This window comes from Neotamlana laminarinivorans, from assembly GCF_020523925.1.
Lineage (GTDB): Bacteria > Bacteroidota > Bacteroidia > Flavobacteriales > Flavobacteriaceae > Neotamlana > Neotamlana laminarinivorans.
In genome coordinates this window covers 37,793-53,960 of the sequence record NZ_JAJAPW010000007.1, presented here as the reverse complement: position 1 = coordinate 53,960, position 16,168 = coordinate 37,793, and the positions used below count along the sequence as shown (strand labels likewise).

The window sequence follows — 16,168 nt, the reverse complement described above, 5'->3', positions numbered from 1 at the left end:
TTTAATAAAAAAACAACTAATCTAGTTTAATATATAATTAAAAAAAGAGGTATTAACTCTTGTCGGTTTATTTTAAATGTATTGTTTCCTGTATTTTTTTAATTTCTCCTTTTTCTTGATTTTGTATTATTTCAATTATAGAGTTTTCAATTTTTAATTTATCAACAATATTATAAATTGTGCCTAGTCCTCTAATCCATTTTTTGGGTAAGTTAATAGTGTCCTTTTTTTGAGTATCTGTATCGATAATTACAAAGCTTGGATTATCTTCAATATTTCCAATAGAAGCAATATATAAATTAGGATTATCAGTTTCAAAATCTAAATACTCATCACTAGGGTAGTATAAAATTGTTTGAATTAGAGGTTTTTCTTTTTCTATATTAAAAATTATAACATTAATACAACCTGTTCCACATGCATATACTATTGCAAAGCTTTTTTCAGTAATCCAATTAACTTTGTTTGAAAATGGAATTCTAGTTATTTGGTAATCCTCAATCAATAAGTTAATTTTATTTTTTATTTTTTCGTTTCCATATACTGCTGTTAAATTTTGCTCATCCTTTTCAGGGTTTGAATATATCTTTAAAAATTTACCATTAGAGATTGTATCAATCCAAAATATATAGGCTTCCCGGTTCAGGGCAATATTCTTTTTCTCTTTACCTATACAACCCAAAAAAAATAAAACTATTAATAGTAAGTATATTTTTTTCATATAACTATTAAATATATTTATTTTTATTCATTATTTCAAATGTACTTTTTAAAATTTTATTGTTTTAAAAACTTTTTTATGAGGTTCTTCAGTCAATAGAATATTCTACTTCAGTTTTAATCATTTCGAATGTATTCAAATTAAATTCAGACTCTAAAGTAAATATATATTCCACAAAATCTTCGTGATGAAGTAAAACAGAATCTATTTTAGTTTATCTTTAATATTGGTAACCAAGGTTCTGCTCTAAACGATATTATTAAAAAAAGCAATACTTCTTTTAAATGAATATATTTTATAATTTAGTTATTTTTTAATTATTTTTGAATTATAAAAACTATTTTCTGCTGTTTTTATATTACAAATGTAAGCCCCTAAAGGTAACAAGCTTATATCTATAAAAGAGTTTATAAGATTCTTTTCAGTTAAAACTAATTTACCTAACATATCATATATGTTTATTTCCTTTATTTTTATATTAGAATTATTCTTAATATATATTTTACCATTTGTGGGGTTTGGAAATATTGTAAAGATACCTAAGTTAGGGTTATCAATGGAAAGTGTAACATCATTAACTTTTCCTAAAAACATATTTTTAACATTGTGTATATTATTAGATACACTTACTGCATCAAAACCAAAATAATGTATAGCTCCATCATTATCTATCCTTATATCTGAAATAGAAGCAAAAGTAAGTTTTTCTATTTTCCCTGCCTTCTCCCAATTTCCATCGGTATCCATTATAGCCATAAATGGATTAGTAATACTGGTATTAAGAGATGAAGTACCTATAGTAATAGCCCCATTAAATTCACCTGCTAAAACTAATTTATTATTTTTAATTGCTAAACCTCTTACTATAGAAAAGTTTCCGCCCAATATTGTTTTTGCCCAAATTAAACTTCCGTCTACGCCGCTATATTTTGCTATAAAAGCAGAACCTCCAGATACGGCGCTTAACATATCTGTTGATGATGAATTATTAGTATCAAAATCTACTGAAGCACCATTTATACGCCCAGATACATATATGTTTTCATTCTCATCAAATACCATCTCAGAAATACGGTTTTCTAATGTAGAACTTATTGTGTTTACCCATAAAACTTGACCTGTATTATCATATTTTGTAATAAAAATATCTTCATTTTGTGGAGCAAATTCAAAGTATCCTAAACTTTCTATATAGGTTGGGTTTTCTTTATTTTTAAATAAAGATAAACCTAAACCAAATGGATTTGATGTATCTGAACTTATGCTCGCACTAAACGAACCAGAAGCATAAATATTACCAGATGGTAAGCCTCTAGCGTGTAAATCAGAAATTCGTCCGTTACCTGTACCATAAACGTTTATAAAATTCCCTTCACTATCATATTTAACAATAAAACCAAGCATAAAAAATTCTCCTGGAATTAAATCTATATCATCTGGATACGTATTATAAGGATCAAAATCGATAATATGTGATGTATAACCCAAATTGTATCCTGTAAACAAAACATTATCATTCGCATCTACATGTAATTTTAAAGAAATTTCTGAAAAATCGTCTTGTATTTCTTTGTACCATAAAAGCATACCATTAGAGGAATATTTAATTAAGAATAGGTTTAGATTATTATTACTACCTAAAGCTGGAGAATTACTAGTTGTAATTATAGAATTTGTTGTAGGATGTTCTGCATCTAGGTCAACAGTTTCAGGAGTACCTACATCAAGAGTCGCAAGCACATAAATATTGTTTTCGCTGTCTACTTTTACATCGCTGGCAAAATCGTTAGTATAATATTTACCAGAATAGTGTGGAAGCTGAAAATATGTGCTTCCAAGATTTTTGAACCATAATAAATCATTGTTTTTATTATATTTTGCAATAAATATATTAAAGTCTTCTTCTGAATCTATTAAATTTGGACCTCCAAAATCTACATCGACACCATCAAATTGACCAACAATAATTTTATTGTCTTCATTATCTATTGTAAATCCAGATCTTATATGCTCGCTTATATAACTATCGTAATCTTTATTAAAGTTAATATTTCTTTCTTCAGTAAAACTTAGCTCTTGTGCAAATACATTTATACTAAAAGTAGTAATTAAAATAAGTAGGTGTTTTTTCATTTTTTCTTTTTCTTTAAAATTTTTGGGGTATGGAGTGTATTTTAAAACTGTTTATTTAAATACCTTTTTTCTATGTGATTTAATGTTGTTTCAAATAAATTTATATCGTTAAGTCCTTTGGTTACTATAAGGCTTCCTTGGATTTCTATCAATGTTTGTATGGCATATGCTTTTGATTTTTTAATAGGCAACATTAATTCAAGTCCTATTTCGGTAAAAGCTTTAACCCATTCTACCATACTATTTTTTATAGATTCTTCAAACAAAGACATGCCTGTTTCTTTCGAAAAGGCATTAAATATGCATGATTCTTTTCCTCCTGCATAAAGCTTTTTAATATTCATTAAACCGTTTTTAAGCCTTATTTGTGGCGTTTTAGATTTATCATTTAAAACTGAGAAAATATTTGCGCGTACCCATTCATCAATGTGAGTAAAAACGGCTTCAGCCATTTGTTGCTTGCCTTTAGGGAATCTATGGTAAAGGCTAGCTTTTTTTAAACCTGTAATTTCTGCTAATTCTTTTAAACTCGCGCCTTCATAACCTTTATCTCTAAAAACTTTACTTAAACCAATTAACATGTCTTTATCTACTACTTTTTTGGGTCTCATATTGCAAATATATAAATTACCTAACGATCGGTAAAATTAAATGTTTTTAACAAAAAATATAGATAAAATTAGTATTTATAGACATTTAATATCTAAAGGATTTTTATCTGTAGTACTCGTAAACAAATATCGGGAAGAATTAAAAAAAATCACATCATAACAACACATACACACCTATTAATAAACTAATTAAAACACATTTTTAAAAGAGTTAAAGCAAATTCAAATAAGTGAGTAATTATAACAATCAAGCAGTGTAAAAAAAATAGAATACCTCCTAATAAAAAAGGCAAAGTTGATAAAATGTGATCACAAAAAATAAATCTATTAAATAATTTTTTTTATCTGGAAAATACAATATAAAAGTGAAATGGATTAAAACGAAAAAAATCAAAATATAGTATGTAAATTTCTTCATTAATCCTTACTTCTCTTGAGAATAAGCCATAAACAAAAACACATATTGAATCATTAGTATACAGATTATTAACGGTATTAACTTTAAATCACTCATTAAAATTCAAGTAATACTAAACAATACTCTTGAAAAATAATTGAATATATATTATCATAAGAAATTATAGATTCCCAATTAAAAAATCTATCAAAAAAGCAATTTTTCCTCCACTAAAACCTTTAACGGAGTATTTCTTAGCTTAAAATAAGCTTACCTCTATTGTGTAATGATTAATGTTTTAGTTAATTATTAAATAATATTTATTTTCATTACTCATAACTAATAGCCTTTAATCAATTTAAAACAACGTTGGTTGATCTTCATCATTATCTTCTTTACCCTCTTCAGTTTCTTCAGTTTCGATCATATTTTCTTCAACTTCTTCTATCTCGTGGGATAAAGGCTCTAATAAATTAATTTGATTTACCTTATCTTTAGTTAATTGATTACCAAGCGCCGAAATACCTTTAATAGCAATAAATTCTTCTAGATTTACCTCTAGGTTTTCTTTGCGTTCTTTACCACGTTCCTTTGCAAAAACTACTTCTGCCATAGGTTTCCAATCGGTTGAAATAATTTCTAGTTGTGATTTTGGGTGATCTGCTATAAATGTTTCTTCTTTATCTTCTTGTTCAATTACAAAACGTTTTACGTAATATATTTCTTTTTCGCCATGGTAATAAATAGCCGAAATTGGTTTATTCGGTATCCACTTTTCAAGCACAACCATATTATCATCAAAATGCATAGTAACCTCTGGTGTTACCGTTTTAACAACTCCTTTTTTGTTAATTATAAGTAATTTATCTTCACCTTTAAATTCACCTATTAACTCACCTCTGCCATCAACGTTAATGCGACGAACGGTTTCATCAAACCAAATTTTTCGGGGTTTTAAAGTGGATACGCCTTTTTCTTTAAGCTCTATGCGTTTAACAGAATATTTGGTAACTAAATTACCTTTTGATGTTCTTGCTTTTATTAAAATATCAGCAAAATCAATATCCCATTTTAATTTTTTAATACTTCCTGCTTGCCTTAGCATAACTGTAATTACCTCGGCTTCTCCATTAGGATTTGCCGAAAAATACAACATGGTTGATGCTTTGTTACCATTTGTTAAATCGTATTCTCTATCTCTAGTTACAGCAGTAACTGCAAAACGTTTAATATAAGATGGACCACTTTTTCCGTCGCGGTAAACCATATTATAAATAGTACGTTTGTCTTTCTTTTTAAATACCGCTACATGTATAATATCTTTACCAATAAAGGTTTTTGTATCAACCTTTGTTACCATCATTTTTCCTGCTTTGGTAAATACAATGATATCATCTATATCACTACAATCGCAAACATATTCATCTCGTCGTAATGAGGTTCCAATAAAACCTTCTACTCTGTTTACATAAAGCTTTGTATTTCTTATAACTACTTTTGTAGCATCAACATCTGCAAATGTGCGAATTTCTGTTTTACGCTCTCGCCCTTCTCCATAATCTTTTTTAAGCCTTGTAAAATAAGCTATTGCGTAATCTATTAAGTTATCTAAATGATGTTTTACCTCGGCAATCTGTTCTTCAAGAGCATCAATTTTTTGTTGTGCTTTATCAATATCGAATTTAGATATTCGCTTAATTCTAATTTCGGTTAAACGGACAATATCTTCTTCGGTAACTGCACGTTTTAAATGCTTTATATGTGGTTGTAACCCTTTATCGATGGCTTTAATTACACCTTCCCAGGTTTCCTCTTCCTCTATATCGCGATAAATTCTATTTTCAATAAAAATACGCTCAAGCGATGCAAAATGCCATTGCTCTTCAAACTCACCAAGCTTAATTTCTAACTCCTGTTTTAAAAGTTGCACTGTATTATCAGTACTTCTACGCAGCATTTCAGAAACCCCTATAAACAGAGGTTTATTGTCTTCAATTACGCAACCTAATGGTGAAATTGAACTTTCGCAGCTAGTAAAGGCGTAAAGTGCATCTATTGTTTTATCTGGGGACAACCCTGAAGGTAAATGCACTAAAATTTCAACATCTGCTGCCGTATTATCTTCAATTTTTTTGATTTTTATTTTCCCCTTATCGTTGGCCTTTAATATTGAATCGATTAACGATGACGTTGTTGTACCAAAAGGAATTTCGGTAATTACTAAAGTATTTTTATCGCGCTGAGAAATTTTAGCACGCACACGTACTTTTCCGCCTCTTAAACCATCGTTATAATTTGAAAAATCGGCAATTCCTGCTGTTGGAAAATCGGGAACTAACGTAAATCGTTTCCCATTTAAATGCTTAATTGAAGCATCAATAAGTTCGATAAAATTATGTGGTAATATTTTAGTTGAAAGCCCTACCGCAATACCTTCTCCTCCTTGTGCTAATAACAATGGGAACATTACTGGAAGGTTTACGGGTTCTTTTCTACGGCCATCATAACTGGCTTGCCACTCTGTAATTTTGGGATTGTAAACTACATCGAGCGCAAATTTTGATAGTCGTGCTTCAATATAACGTGATGCTGCTGCACTATCTCCTGTTAAAATGTTTCCCCAGTTTCCTTGGGTATCTATTAACAAATCTTTTTGCCCAATTTGCACCATGGCATCTGCAATACTTGCATCTCCATGCGGGTGATATTGCATGGTATGCCCAACAATATTTGCTACTTTGTTATAGCGCCCATCATCTAAATCCCTCATACTGTGCATAATACGGCGCTGTACAGGTTTAAACCCATCCTCAATAGCAGGTACTGCGCGTTCTAGAATTACATAGGATGCATAATCTAAAAACCAATCTTTATACATACCCGTAACTCGGGTTATGGTTTCGTTTGGTTCTTGGTTTTCTTGGTTGGCTAGTTCGTCGTTTTGTTCGTCTATCATATATTATGAGGCTTTCTCTTCTTCTATTAAATCTAACTCTACTTTTAGATTTTCTATAATAAACTCTTGGCGGGTTGGGGTATTTTTACCCATGTAGAATGATAATAAATCTTCAATAGACATGCCATCGTCTAGCATTACAGGGTCTAATCGAATATCGTCGCCTATAAAATGTTTAAATTCATCGGGCGAAATTTCACCTAATCCTTTAAATCGTGTTATTTCCGGTTTTGGCTTTAACTTATTTATTGCGGCTACTCGCTCCTCATCTGAATAACAATAAATAGTCTCCTTTTTATTTCTTACCCTAAATAAAGGTGTTTGTAATATATACAGGTGGCCTTCTTTTATAACTTCTGGAAAAAACTGAAGAAAAAATGTAATTAGAAGTAACCTAATATGCATACCATCTACATCGGCATCGGTAGCAATTACAACATTGTTATAACGCAAATCTTCTAAAGATTCCTCTATGTTTAATGCGGCTTGTAATAAATTAAACTCTTCATTTTCATATACTATTTTTTTGGTAAGACCATAACAATTTAAAGGCTTTCCCTTTAAACTAAATACCGCCTGCGTATTTACATCGCGTGATTTGGTTATACTACCAGAAGCAGAATCTCCCTCGGTTATAAATAAGGTTGTTTCTAGATTGCGTTCGTTTTTTGTATCGCCAAAATGTACTCGACAATCGCGTAATTTTTTGTTATGTAGACTTGCTTTTTTAGCACGATCTTTTGCTAATTTTCTAATTCCCGAAAGCTCTTTTCGTTCACGCTCGGCTTGTAAAATTTTTCGCTGAAGCTTTTCGGCTGTTTCTTGATTTTTGTGAAGGTAATTATCTAGTTTTGTTTTAACAAAGTCGTTTACATAGGTTCTCACTGTTGGATAATTTCCTCCCATATCTGTAGAGCCTAACTTAGTTTTTGTTTGACTTTCAAAAACAGGCTCCATAACTTTAATGGCTATGGCACTTACAATAGATTTACGAACATCGGATGCATCATAATTTTTGCCGTAAAATTCTCTTACCGTTTTAACAATAGCTTCTCGAAAAGCATTTAAATGAGTTCCTCCTTGTGTTGTGTTTTGGCCGTTTACAAAACTATTATACTCTTCGCTATACTGAGTTTTACTGTGTGTAAGTGCAATTTCAATATCATCGCCTCTTAAATGAATTATAGGATAAAGTAAATCTGATTCGTTAATTTTTTCAGCTAATAAATCTTTAAGTCCGTTTTCACTGAAATACTTTTCACCATTAAAAACTATGGTTAAACCTGGATTAAGATAGACATAGTTTTTTAACATTTTTACTATGTACTCATTTCTAAATTTATAGTTTTTAAAGATATTTTCATCAGGAATAAAAGATACTTTTGTTCCTTTACGGCGCGATGTTTCAATTAAATCTTCTTTATTTGTAAGCTCTCCTTTTTCAAACTCTGCAGAAGCGGATTTACCATCTCGGTTGGACTCTACTCTAAAATAGGTAGATAATGCATTTACAGCTTTTGTACCAACACCATTTAAACCAACAGATTTTTTAAAGGCTTTAGAATCGTACTTACCACCTGTGTTCATTTTTGAAACTACATCAACCACTTTTCCTAAAGGAATACCTCTACCATAATCTCTAACTGTAACTTTGTTAGTTTGTATTGAAATTTCGATGGTTTTCCCTGCGCCCATTACAAACTCATCAATAGAGTTATCTAAAACTTCTTTTAAAAGAATATAAATACCATCGTCTGGCGAACTACCATCACCCAATTTACCAATATACATTCCCGGTCGCATACGAATATGCTCTTTCCAATCTAACGAACGAATATTATCTTCGGTATATTTGGTTTGTTCTGCCATAAAAAAAGGTTGATTTAGTGAGATTGCTTGCTAATATAGCATAACGCATTAAAAAATAAAATAACCAACTCATAAAATAATTAACAAAACTTACAATAAAATGTTAAGAAGCTAACTTTAAATAGTTTTCACTTAATAAAAGTAATCTATAAAATGCAATCAGCGTTAATTAAAACCTAAATACTCTCTGCCTTTGTTTTAAGCAATGTATTTCTATGAATTATAAGTTTTTTAACGTGATATTTAAGAATACATGAATCGTATATTTTTCCTATAATTCCGTTTTTAGATTGAAAGAAAAACCTATCTACCATCAAGGTATTGGCCTTTATAGGTTTAAAAATATGCTCGTGTTTATAGGCTTTAAAATTACCACTAACAAGTACATCTGTAAACAAAAAGGGATTATTAAACTCTGAAACTCTTAAAGTTATGTGTTGCGAAAAGAATAAATGACTAATTTCCCAGGTAGTTATATCTCCTTTTTCCACAAGTCCAGAAATTTTTCCGTTTATGGGAATTTCTGTACTATTTTTTACAGACTCGCGATAAAAATCGATATCTCTTGCTAAATCAAAACATTTTTTTATGTCAGCGTTTATTTCTGTTTCTACTTCAATTAGAGGCATAAGAATCGATTGTAATAGCTTGTAATTTATTTTAAAAGCACAATATAAAAAAACGTTTTTAACAAACTTAAAAATGTTAAAAACGTTTTTTAAAAATTATGTGTTTAAAAATTTCTCAAGGCAATCATTATGATAAACTAAAAAAATCTTTTTTAAGTTTAAGATGTTCTCATAGGGAATCATAAGATTAAGACTAAACATTAAATAAGAAATGCATTACATCACCATCTTTAACTATGTAGTTTTTACCTTCAACGCGCATTTTACCAGCTTCTTTTACCTTTGTTTCGCTACCATGCTCTACATAATCATTATATGCAATAACTTCAGCTCGAATAAAACCTTTTTCAAAATCGGTATGAATTACTCCCGCTGCTTGGGGTGCAGTTGCACCAACATTTACAGTCCACGCACGTACCTCTTTAACTCCGGCTGTAAAATAGGTTTGCTGATTTAAAAGTTTATAAGCTCCTCTAATTAATTTTGCCGATCCTGGTTCTTCTAAGCCTATATCTTGTAAAAACATTTGACGCTCTTCGTAATCTTCAAGCTCGTTAATGTCGGCTTCTGTACCAACTGCAAGCACTAAAACTTCTGCATTTTCGTTTTTAACTGTCTCTTTTACTTTTTCTACATAATCGTTTCCTGAAACAGCAGCACCTTCATCTACATTACAAACATATAACACTGGTTTATCGGTAATTAATTGCGCTGGCTTTACAAAATCTATATAATCTTCTTCACTAAACTCTAAAGCTCTAACAGATTTTCCTGCTTCTAAACCAGCTTTAATACTTAATAAAATAGCTTCTTCTTTTTGAGCTTCTTTATTACCTGTTTTTGCGGCACGCTTTACTTTATCTAGTTTTTTATCTACAGTTTCAAGATCTTTTAATTGAAGTTCCATATCAATGGTTTCTTTATCTCGAATTGGGTCTACACTTCCATCAACATGTACAATATTATCATTGTCGAAACAACGTAAAACATGTAAAATAGCATCTGTTTCACGAATATTTGCTAAAAATTGATTTCCTAAACCTTCACCTTTACTTGCCCCTTTTACTAAACCAGCAATATCTACAATTTCTACAGTAGCAGGTATTACTCGTTCTGGACTTACCAATTCTTCTAATTTCTCTAATCTAGGATCTGGTACATTAACAACACCTATATTAGGCTCAATAGTACAAAAAGGAAAGTTTGCACTTTGCGCTTTCGCGTTAGACAAACAATTAAATAACGTTGATTTTCCAACATTTGGTAATCCTACAATTCCTGCTTTCATAATAACTGTATTTTGCGAGTGCAAATATAGACTATCTTGTTTGTTTTTTTACATTTTTTTTAAAATTGAAGACGCTAACAATTTTTCAACAAAAACTCGTATTTACAGAATTATCAACAACCTTTTTAATGTTTTTCTTAGTTTTTTTAGGTGTTTTACTATAAATTAGCTTACCTAACTATAATATACTCATATGAAAACAATCCATTTTTATTTATTATTTTTTTCAGTATGTCTAACTTTTGCACAACAAACTGTTAGCGGAACTGTAAAAGATGCCTCAGGAATCCCTCTCCCTGGTGTAAACATTAGTGAAGCCGGTACAACCAATGGTACCACAACCGATTTTGATGGAAATTATTCTATTTCCGTTAGCGATAATGCCTCCCTTGTATTTAGTTTCGTAGGCTACAATACTGCTACAATTGCAGTTAATGGCCAATCTACAATTAACGTAACCTTAGAAGAAGGGGTTAGCTTAGATGCTGTTGTACTTGTAGGTTCTAGAAGCCCGAAACGAACAGCTGTAGATACTGCTGTAGCTATTGATGTTATTGATGTAACTGAAGTTAACACACAAATTGGAAAAGTAGAAATTAACGAATTATTACAATACGCTGCACCTTCTTTTAACGCCAATAAACAATCTGGATCTGATGGTGCTGACCATGTAGATCCGGCATCGCTTAGAGGTTTAGGGCCAGATCAAACTTTAGTTTTAATTAATGGTAAAAGAAGACATCAATCGTCTTTAATTAACCTTTTTGGTACGCGTGGTCGTGGTAATACAGGAACCGATTTAAATGCCATTCCTTCTGCATCTATTAAAAGAATTGAAATTTTAAGAGATGGTGCCGCCGCACAATATGGATCTGATGCCATTGCTGGTGTAATTAACATTGTTTTAAAAGATAATGTTGAAGAGTTTACAGGTAGCATTTCGTATGGTGCATACAACAACAACCCTGATGTTGATACTAGCGACTTTGGGGAATACGGTTCTTGGAACACAGATGGTTATAGATTAGACACTGAAAAAGATGGAAATGCTATTGGAGACGATAAAAATTTTGATGGTGGCTCTGTAAAAATTGCAGCCAATTATGGGTTTAAAATTGGCGAAGAAGGTTATGCCAATTTTACAACAGAATATTTAAGCAAGAATAAAACTTTACGTCCATCTTTTGAATTTAGAAAAGGGTTTGGTGAAGCCGCTATTGATGGTTTTAATTTCTTTGGAAACGTTGCCATTCCTTTATCTGAAAACACAGAATTTTATGCCTTTGGAGGACGTAATTACAGAGACACTGATGCTTATGCATTTACAAGAAACGACGGTGCTCGTGTTGTAGAATCTATTTACCCTGATGGATTTACACCTAGAATTACATCTGTTATTTTAGACAACTCTGTTTCTGCAGGTATTAGAACAGAAATGCCAAGTGGCTGGAATTTAGATTTTAGTAACACCTACGGAAAAAACAATTTTCACTATTATATTGAAGGGACTTTAAACGCCTCTTTAGAAGACAACTCGCCAACTAGTTTTGATGCTGGCGGGCATAGCCTAAGTCAAAATACTATAAACTTAGATTTATCTAAATACTACGACGATGTTTTAGCCGGTATGAACTTAGCCTTTGGAGCAGAGTTTAGAACTGAAAACTTTGCCATTTTTGCAGGCGAAGAAGGATCTTACGCCACATACGACGTTAACGGAGAACCTGTTACTGCAAACACTGATCCTGCTAATTACGTGTATTACGATGCTACATCTGGAGAGTTAAGACCTGGGGGCTCACAGGGCTTCCCTGGTTATAGTCCAGATAATGAAGTTAACGAAAACAGAAGTAACTTATCGCTTTACGCTGATGCGGAATTAGATATTACTGATAGCTTCCTTTTAAGTGGTGCCGCACGTTTTGAAAACTACAGTGATTTTGGTAGTACTTTAAACGGAAAATTAGCGATGCGTTTAAAAGCTTCAGACAACATAAATATTAGAGGTTCTGTTAGTTCTGGTTTTAGAGCACCATCTTTAGCTCAAATTTATTACAACTTAAAATTTACTAACGTATCAAGTAGTGGTACAGAAGAAGTTTTATTAGCTGCAAACGATAGCCCTGTAACAAAATCGTTTGGAATTGAAGATTTATATGAAGAAAAAGCCCTAAACGTCGCTTTAGGTTTCACTGCTTCTTTTGGGAAATTTACAGCTACTTTAGATGGTTATTATATTAAAGTAAAAGATCGTATTGTATTAACAGGTTATTTTGAAGCTACAGATATTGACAATGTTGGGTCTGCACAATTTTTTACAAACGGTGTTAATACAAGTACAACTGGTTTAGATGTTATTTTATCTTACAAAGAAACTTTAGGTAATGGTAGCCGATTAGGCGCAACATTACTTGCCAATTTCAACAATATGGAAATTGATGATGTTTTAAATGGAGATCTAGACGAACAAACGTTTTTTGGAGAGCGTGACAAAGCCTTTTTATTAGCTTCTGCTCCAGATAGCAAAATAAGCTTAAACTTAAACTACGATAAAGATTGGTTTGATGCTGCGCTTTCGTTTACACGTTTTAGCGAAGTTGAATTACTTGATTGGCAAATGTATGAAGACACAGCAGATTACGGCACACTTGCAGACCAAGTTGCTGCAGCTACAGACACATACTCTTCTAAAATAGTAACCGATTTAAATTTAGGGTTCGATGTATGTGAGAGCACAAAAATAAATGTTGGTGCAAACAACTTATTTAATATTTATCCAGACCAACAAGACGATTGGACTGAAGCTGGTGGATATTGGGATTCTGTACAAATGGGATTTGGTGGTGCGTATTACTATGCTAAACTTAATTTTACATTTTAAGAGAACTCATTTTATAAATAAAAAAAAGACCCAATTGGGTCTTTTTTTTTATTTGTAGCTATCTGCCAATTGTTCTAAAACTTTAATTGCACGTAAACCATCTGTTTTATCTACAAAAATATGGTCATGAAAATAACCAGCAACCACATTACAACTTATATTATACTTTGCTAATTCTACCGAAAATTTGGCAGTTAACCCAACAGCTTCAAGCGCAGAATGAATCTGCAAAGTAATCCAAGAAGCTACAAAATGGTATTTTAACTTTAAATTATCTGCTTTACTTTTTTCAAGCACAACGGTAATACCTTCAGCTTCTTTAAATTCGAAAAGTGTATCTTCTCTTTTAATATTATCAATATTAGGTAAGCTTACAAAAACATACTCGCCATCATTTAATTTTGGTTTCATATGTTTTATTAGCTCTGCTAAGTTTTTTTTACCTTCCTTATTCATTTATCATTTACAAAAACAAATAAATATCCATTTTCATATGTAATTTCAACCGAATCTTTAATTGCTATATTACGTGTTCCTATACGTTTTGCAAAAATTAAAGCTTCATTATTTAAAGGATACATTAAGCCTTTTGTTGTAACGCCTTCAACATTAAAAAACGGAACTAGCGATACTATTTTGTTTTTACATTTTTTTATTTCTGTATACTTATCAGCTAAAAAATAATAGCCATAATTATCATAAAACATCAAATTTATATCATTATTCCATTGTATTGCAGTGCTTAAATTTCCCAGAAAATGATCTTGTTCTTGCCCGCTAGCACCATAAACATCAATATGTGTAAAGCCTTTTTCTTTTAAAATTTTTAAAACTTTATCAAAATCTGTGAAGTTTTGATCTGGAGTATGTATTACCTCAACATCTTTAGGCAAATCATGCAACGAATCAAAATCACCGCTAATAAAATCTGGTTTAACTTGATGCTTCAACAAGTGTTTATAACCACCATCTGTTGCACAAACTAAATTGTATTTTGTTAGGTCTGGAAACGTTACTGGTGGTTCTCCGTTAATTAATAAAAATGCCTTTTTCAATTGTATTTTAATTTTTTAAAGCAGCAATTTAAGAACAAAAAAAATCCTGAGCTTAAAAACTCAGGATTTTTTATAATTGTATAATGATATTTAAAAAATTATCCTTCTGGATGCATAAAGCGTTGTTTTGCTAATAATTCTTCCTCAGTTTCTTCAACGTCTTCATCTGGCACACAACAATCTACAGGACAAACTGCAGCACATTGTGGCTCGTCGTGAAATCCTTTACATTCTGTACATTTATCTGGAACAATGTAATATAAATCGTCGCTTACCGGTTCTTGCGGCTCGTCTGCATCAACTTCTTTTCCGTTAGGTAAAACAATAGATCCTTCAAGGCTTGTACCATCTTTATAGCGCCAATCGTCGGCACCTTCGTATATTGCTGTATTTGGGCACTCTGGTTCGCAAGCACCGCAGTTTATACATTCGTCTGTTATTATAATTGCCATAGTAATTTTTGTTTTTAAAATTCAAGAACTCGTTATAGTTTCCTTAAATTTGCAGTTGCAAAAATAAAGCCAAAACCATTCATAACCAAATTAGAATGCAATTAGAACAGAGAATTAATGCTTTTGTGAATTTAGGGTTGTTTTTAAAACAATTTTCAAACGAAACAATAAAAAAGGAAAATAATGTTAAAAATAACGACTTATTTTTTGATGGCTTTAAACACCAATTAAAACTTGCCCAAGAACATAATGGTTGGTTTACAGCAGAAAACTTAAGGTTTTCTATTAATAATTGGGCAAATGCATTAACTATAGAAAATTTAAAAACTTGGTTAAAACCGTATAAAATAGGCGATATTCCACCTAAAACTGTTGCCATAATTATGGCAGGAAATATTCCTTTAGTTGGGTTTCACGACTTTTTAAGTGTTTTAATTACTGGACATAATGTTTTAGTAAAACAATCGAGCAACGATAAACAACTACTACCCTATTTAGCTAAATATTTAGAATATGCCGAACCTAATTTTAAAGGCAAAATACAATTTACAGAAGAAAAATTAGAAAATTTTGATGCTGTAATTGCTACAGGAAGTAATAATACGGCTCGTTATTTTGAATATTATTTTAAAAATAAACCATCTATAATTAGAAAAAACAGAAACTCGGTTGCTGTTTTAACTGGCAATGAAACTATTGATGATTTAAAAAATTTGGCTGAAGATATTTTTAGATATTATGGTTTAGGATGCCGTAATGTTTCTAAAATGTATGTACCTAAAGGTTATAATTTTAACGCTTTTTTTGAGGGCATTTACCATTGGCACAACATTATTGAACACGCTAAATACGCTAATAATTACGACTATAATAAAGCAGTGTATTTAATGAGCGAATTTGACATGCTTGAAAACGGATTTTTTATGATAAAAGAAGACGAAAGTTATGCATCACCAATTGCTACTCTGTTCTATGAATATTACGAAAACGTTGGAGTTCTAAAAGAAAAGTTAAATGCAGAAAAAGATCAAATTCAGTGCATTGTTGCTCATAATTTTAGTGATGCTGAAATTGCCTTCGGGCATACTCAAATGCCTAATCTAAACGATTATGCGGATAGTATCGATTCTGTTGAATTTTTATTAGCGATTCCGTGAAAAAATTATTGAATTTTTA

At 31.1% G+C, this 16,168-nt stretch carries 12 protein-coding genes; 2 read left to right on the top strand and 10 right to left on the bottom strand.

The features are described from left to right. Nucleotides 1–67 precede the first annotated feature (67 nt). From LG649_RS14080 to ychF, 7 genes are all read right to left on the bottom strand, one after another. Nucleotides 68–721 carry a hypothetical protein gene (locus LG649_RS14080; protein ID WP_226544463.1) on the bottom strand — a complete coding sequence of 218 codons (654 nt, stop codon included), beginning with the start codon at nucleotides 719–721 and terminating at the stop codon, nucleotides 68–70. Nucleotides 722–1,027: 306 nt separating this feature from the next. Continuing rightward, complete coding sequence (locus LG649_RS14075) at nucleotides 1,028–2,854, bottom strand: T9SS type A sorting domain-containing protein (protein WP_226544462.1); 1,827 nt, start codon at nucleotides 2,852–2,854, stop codon at nucleotides 1,028–1,030. A 41-nt stretch (nucleotides 2,855–2,895) separates the two neighbouring features. Continuing rightward, nucleotides 2,896–3,465, bottom strand: coding sequence for a TetR/AcrR family transcriptional regulator (locus LG649_RS14070; protein WP_226544461.1), 570 nt, complete (start codon nucleotides 3,463–3,465; stop codon nucleotides 2,896–2,898). Nucleotides 3,466–4,220: 755 nt separating this feature from the next. Then, the gene (locus tag LG649_RS14065; protein ID WP_226544460.1) at nucleotides 4,221–6,818 is read right to left on the bottom strand and encodes a DNA gyrase/topoisomerase IV subunit A; all 2,598 of its coding nucleotides are present in this window, start codon (nucleotides 6,816–6,818) and stop codon (nucleotides 4,221–4,223) included. A 3-nt stretch (nucleotides 6,819–6,821) separates the two neighbouring features. Next, nucleotides 6,822–8,687 carry a DNA topoisomerase IV subunit B gene (locus LG649_RS14060; RefSeq protein WP_226544459.1) on the bottom strand — a complete coding sequence of 622 codons (1,866 nt, stop codon included), beginning with the start codon at nucleotides 8,685–8,687 and terminating at the stop codon, nucleotides 6,822–6,824. Between the two features lie 176 nt (nucleotides 8,688–8,863). After that, the gene (locus tag LG649_RS14055; RefSeq protein ID WP_226544458.1) at nucleotides 8,864–9,316 is read right to left on the bottom strand and encodes an SRPBCC family protein; all 453 of its coding nucleotides are present in this window, start codon (nucleotides 9,314–9,316) and stop codon (nucleotides 8,864–8,866) included. A 193-nt stretch (nucleotides 9,317–9,509) separates the two neighbouring features. Continuing rightward, nucleotides 9,510–10,604, bottom strand: coding sequence for a redox-regulated ATPase YchF (ychF, locus tag LG649_RS14050; RefSeq protein WP_226544457.1), 1,095 nt, complete (start codon nucleotides 10,602–10,604; stop codon nucleotides 9,510–9,512). A gap of 193 nt (nucleotides 10,605–10,797) precedes the next feature. On the opposite strand from ychF, the gene LG649_RS14045 reads away from it, so the two are divergent. Then, nucleotides 10,798–13,485 carry a TonB-dependent receptor gene (locus LG649_RS14045; RefSeq protein WP_226544456.1) on the top strand — a complete coding sequence of 896 codons (2,688 nt, stop codon included), beginning with the start codon at nucleotides 10,798–10,800 and terminating at the stop codon, nucleotides 13,483–13,485. A 48-nt stretch (nucleotides 13,486–13,533) separates the two neighbouring features. Here LG649_RS14045 and LG649_RS14040 read toward each other — a convergent pair whose 3' ends face one another. The 3 genes from LG649_RS14040 to LG649_RS14030 all read right to left on the bottom strand — a co-directional run bounded on the left by LG649_RS14040 (nucleotide 13,534) and on the right by LG649_RS14030 (nucleotide 14,992). Then, nucleotides 13,534–13,941, bottom strand: coding sequence for an ACT domain-containing protein (locus tag LG649_RS14040; RefSeq protein ID WP_226544455.1), 408 nt, complete (start codon nucleotides 13,939–13,941; stop codon nucleotides 13,534–13,536). Next, the gene (locus LG649_RS14035; protein ID WP_226544454.1) at nucleotides 13,938–14,540 is read right to left on the bottom strand and encodes a thiamine diphosphokinase; all 603 of its coding nucleotides are present in this window, start codon (nucleotides 14,538–14,540) and stop codon (nucleotides 13,938–13,940) included. Before LG649_RS14035 ends, LG649_RS14040 begins: the two co-directional genes overlap by 4 nt. A 98-nt stretch (nucleotides 14,541–14,638) precedes the next feature. After that, complete coding sequence (locus LG649_RS14030) at nucleotides 14,639–14,992, bottom strand: 4Fe-4S dicluster domain-containing protein (protein ID WP_226544453.1); 354 nt, start codon at nucleotides 14,990–14,992, stop codon at nucleotides 14,639–14,641. 95 nt (nucleotides 14,993–15,087) lie between these two features. Here LG649_RS14030 and LG649_RS14025 point away from each other — a divergent pair, with 95 nt between their 5' ends. Next, on the top strand, nucleotides 15,088–16,149 hold the full coding sequence (locus LG649_RS14025) for an acyl-CoA reductase (RefSeq protein ID WP_226544452.1): 1,062 nt from the start codon (nucleotides 15,088–15,090) through the stop codon (nucleotides 16,147–16,149). Nucleotides 16,150–16,168 lie beyond the last annotated feature (19 nt).

Excerpts from the sequence above, each read along its gene's own strand:
- LG649_RS14080 (WP_226544463.1), bottom strand. The coding sequence starts at position 721 with ATGAAAAAAATATACTTACTATTAATAGTTTTATTTTTTTTGGGTTGT.
- LG649_RS14075 (WP_226544462.1), bottom strand. The coding sequence starts at position 2,854 with ATGAAAAAACACCTACTTATTTTAATTACTACTTTTAGTATAAATGTA.
- LG649_RS14070 (WP_226544461.1), bottom strand. The coding sequence starts at position 3,465 with ATGAGACCCAAAAAAGTAGTAGATAAAGACATGTTAATTGGTTTAAGT.
- LG649_RS14065 (WP_226544460.1), bottom strand. The coding sequence starts at position 6,818 with ATGATAGACGAACAAAACGACGAACTAGCCAACCAAGAAAACCAAGAA.
- LG649_RS14060 (WP_226544459.1), bottom strand. The coding sequence starts at position 8,687 with ATGGCAGAACAAACCAAATATACCGAAGATAATATTCGTTCGTTAGAT.
- LG649_RS14055 (WP_226544458.1), bottom strand. The coding sequence starts at position 9,316 with ATGCCTCTAATTGAAGTAGAAACAGAAATAAACGCTGACATAAAAAAA.
- ychF (WP_226544457.1), bottom strand. The coding sequence starts at position 10,604 with ATGAAAGCAGGAATTGTAGGATTACCAAATGTTGGAAAATCAACGTTA.
- LG649_RS14045 (WP_226544456.1), top strand. The coding sequence starts at position 10,798 with ATGAAAACAATCCATTTTTATTTATTATTTTTTTCAGTATGTCTAACT.
- LG649_RS14040 (WP_226544455.1), bottom strand. The coding sequence starts at position 13,941 with ATGAATAAGGAAGGTAAAAAAAACTTAGCAGAGCTAATAAAACATATG.
- LG649_RS14030 (WP_226544453.1), bottom strand. The coding sequence starts at position 14,992 with ATGGCAATTATAATAACAGACGAATGTATAAACTGCGGTGCTTGCGAA.
- LG649_RS14025 (WP_226544452.1), top strand. The coding sequence starts at position 15,088 with ATGCAATTAGAACAGAGAATTAATGCTTTTGTGAATTTAGGGTTGTTT.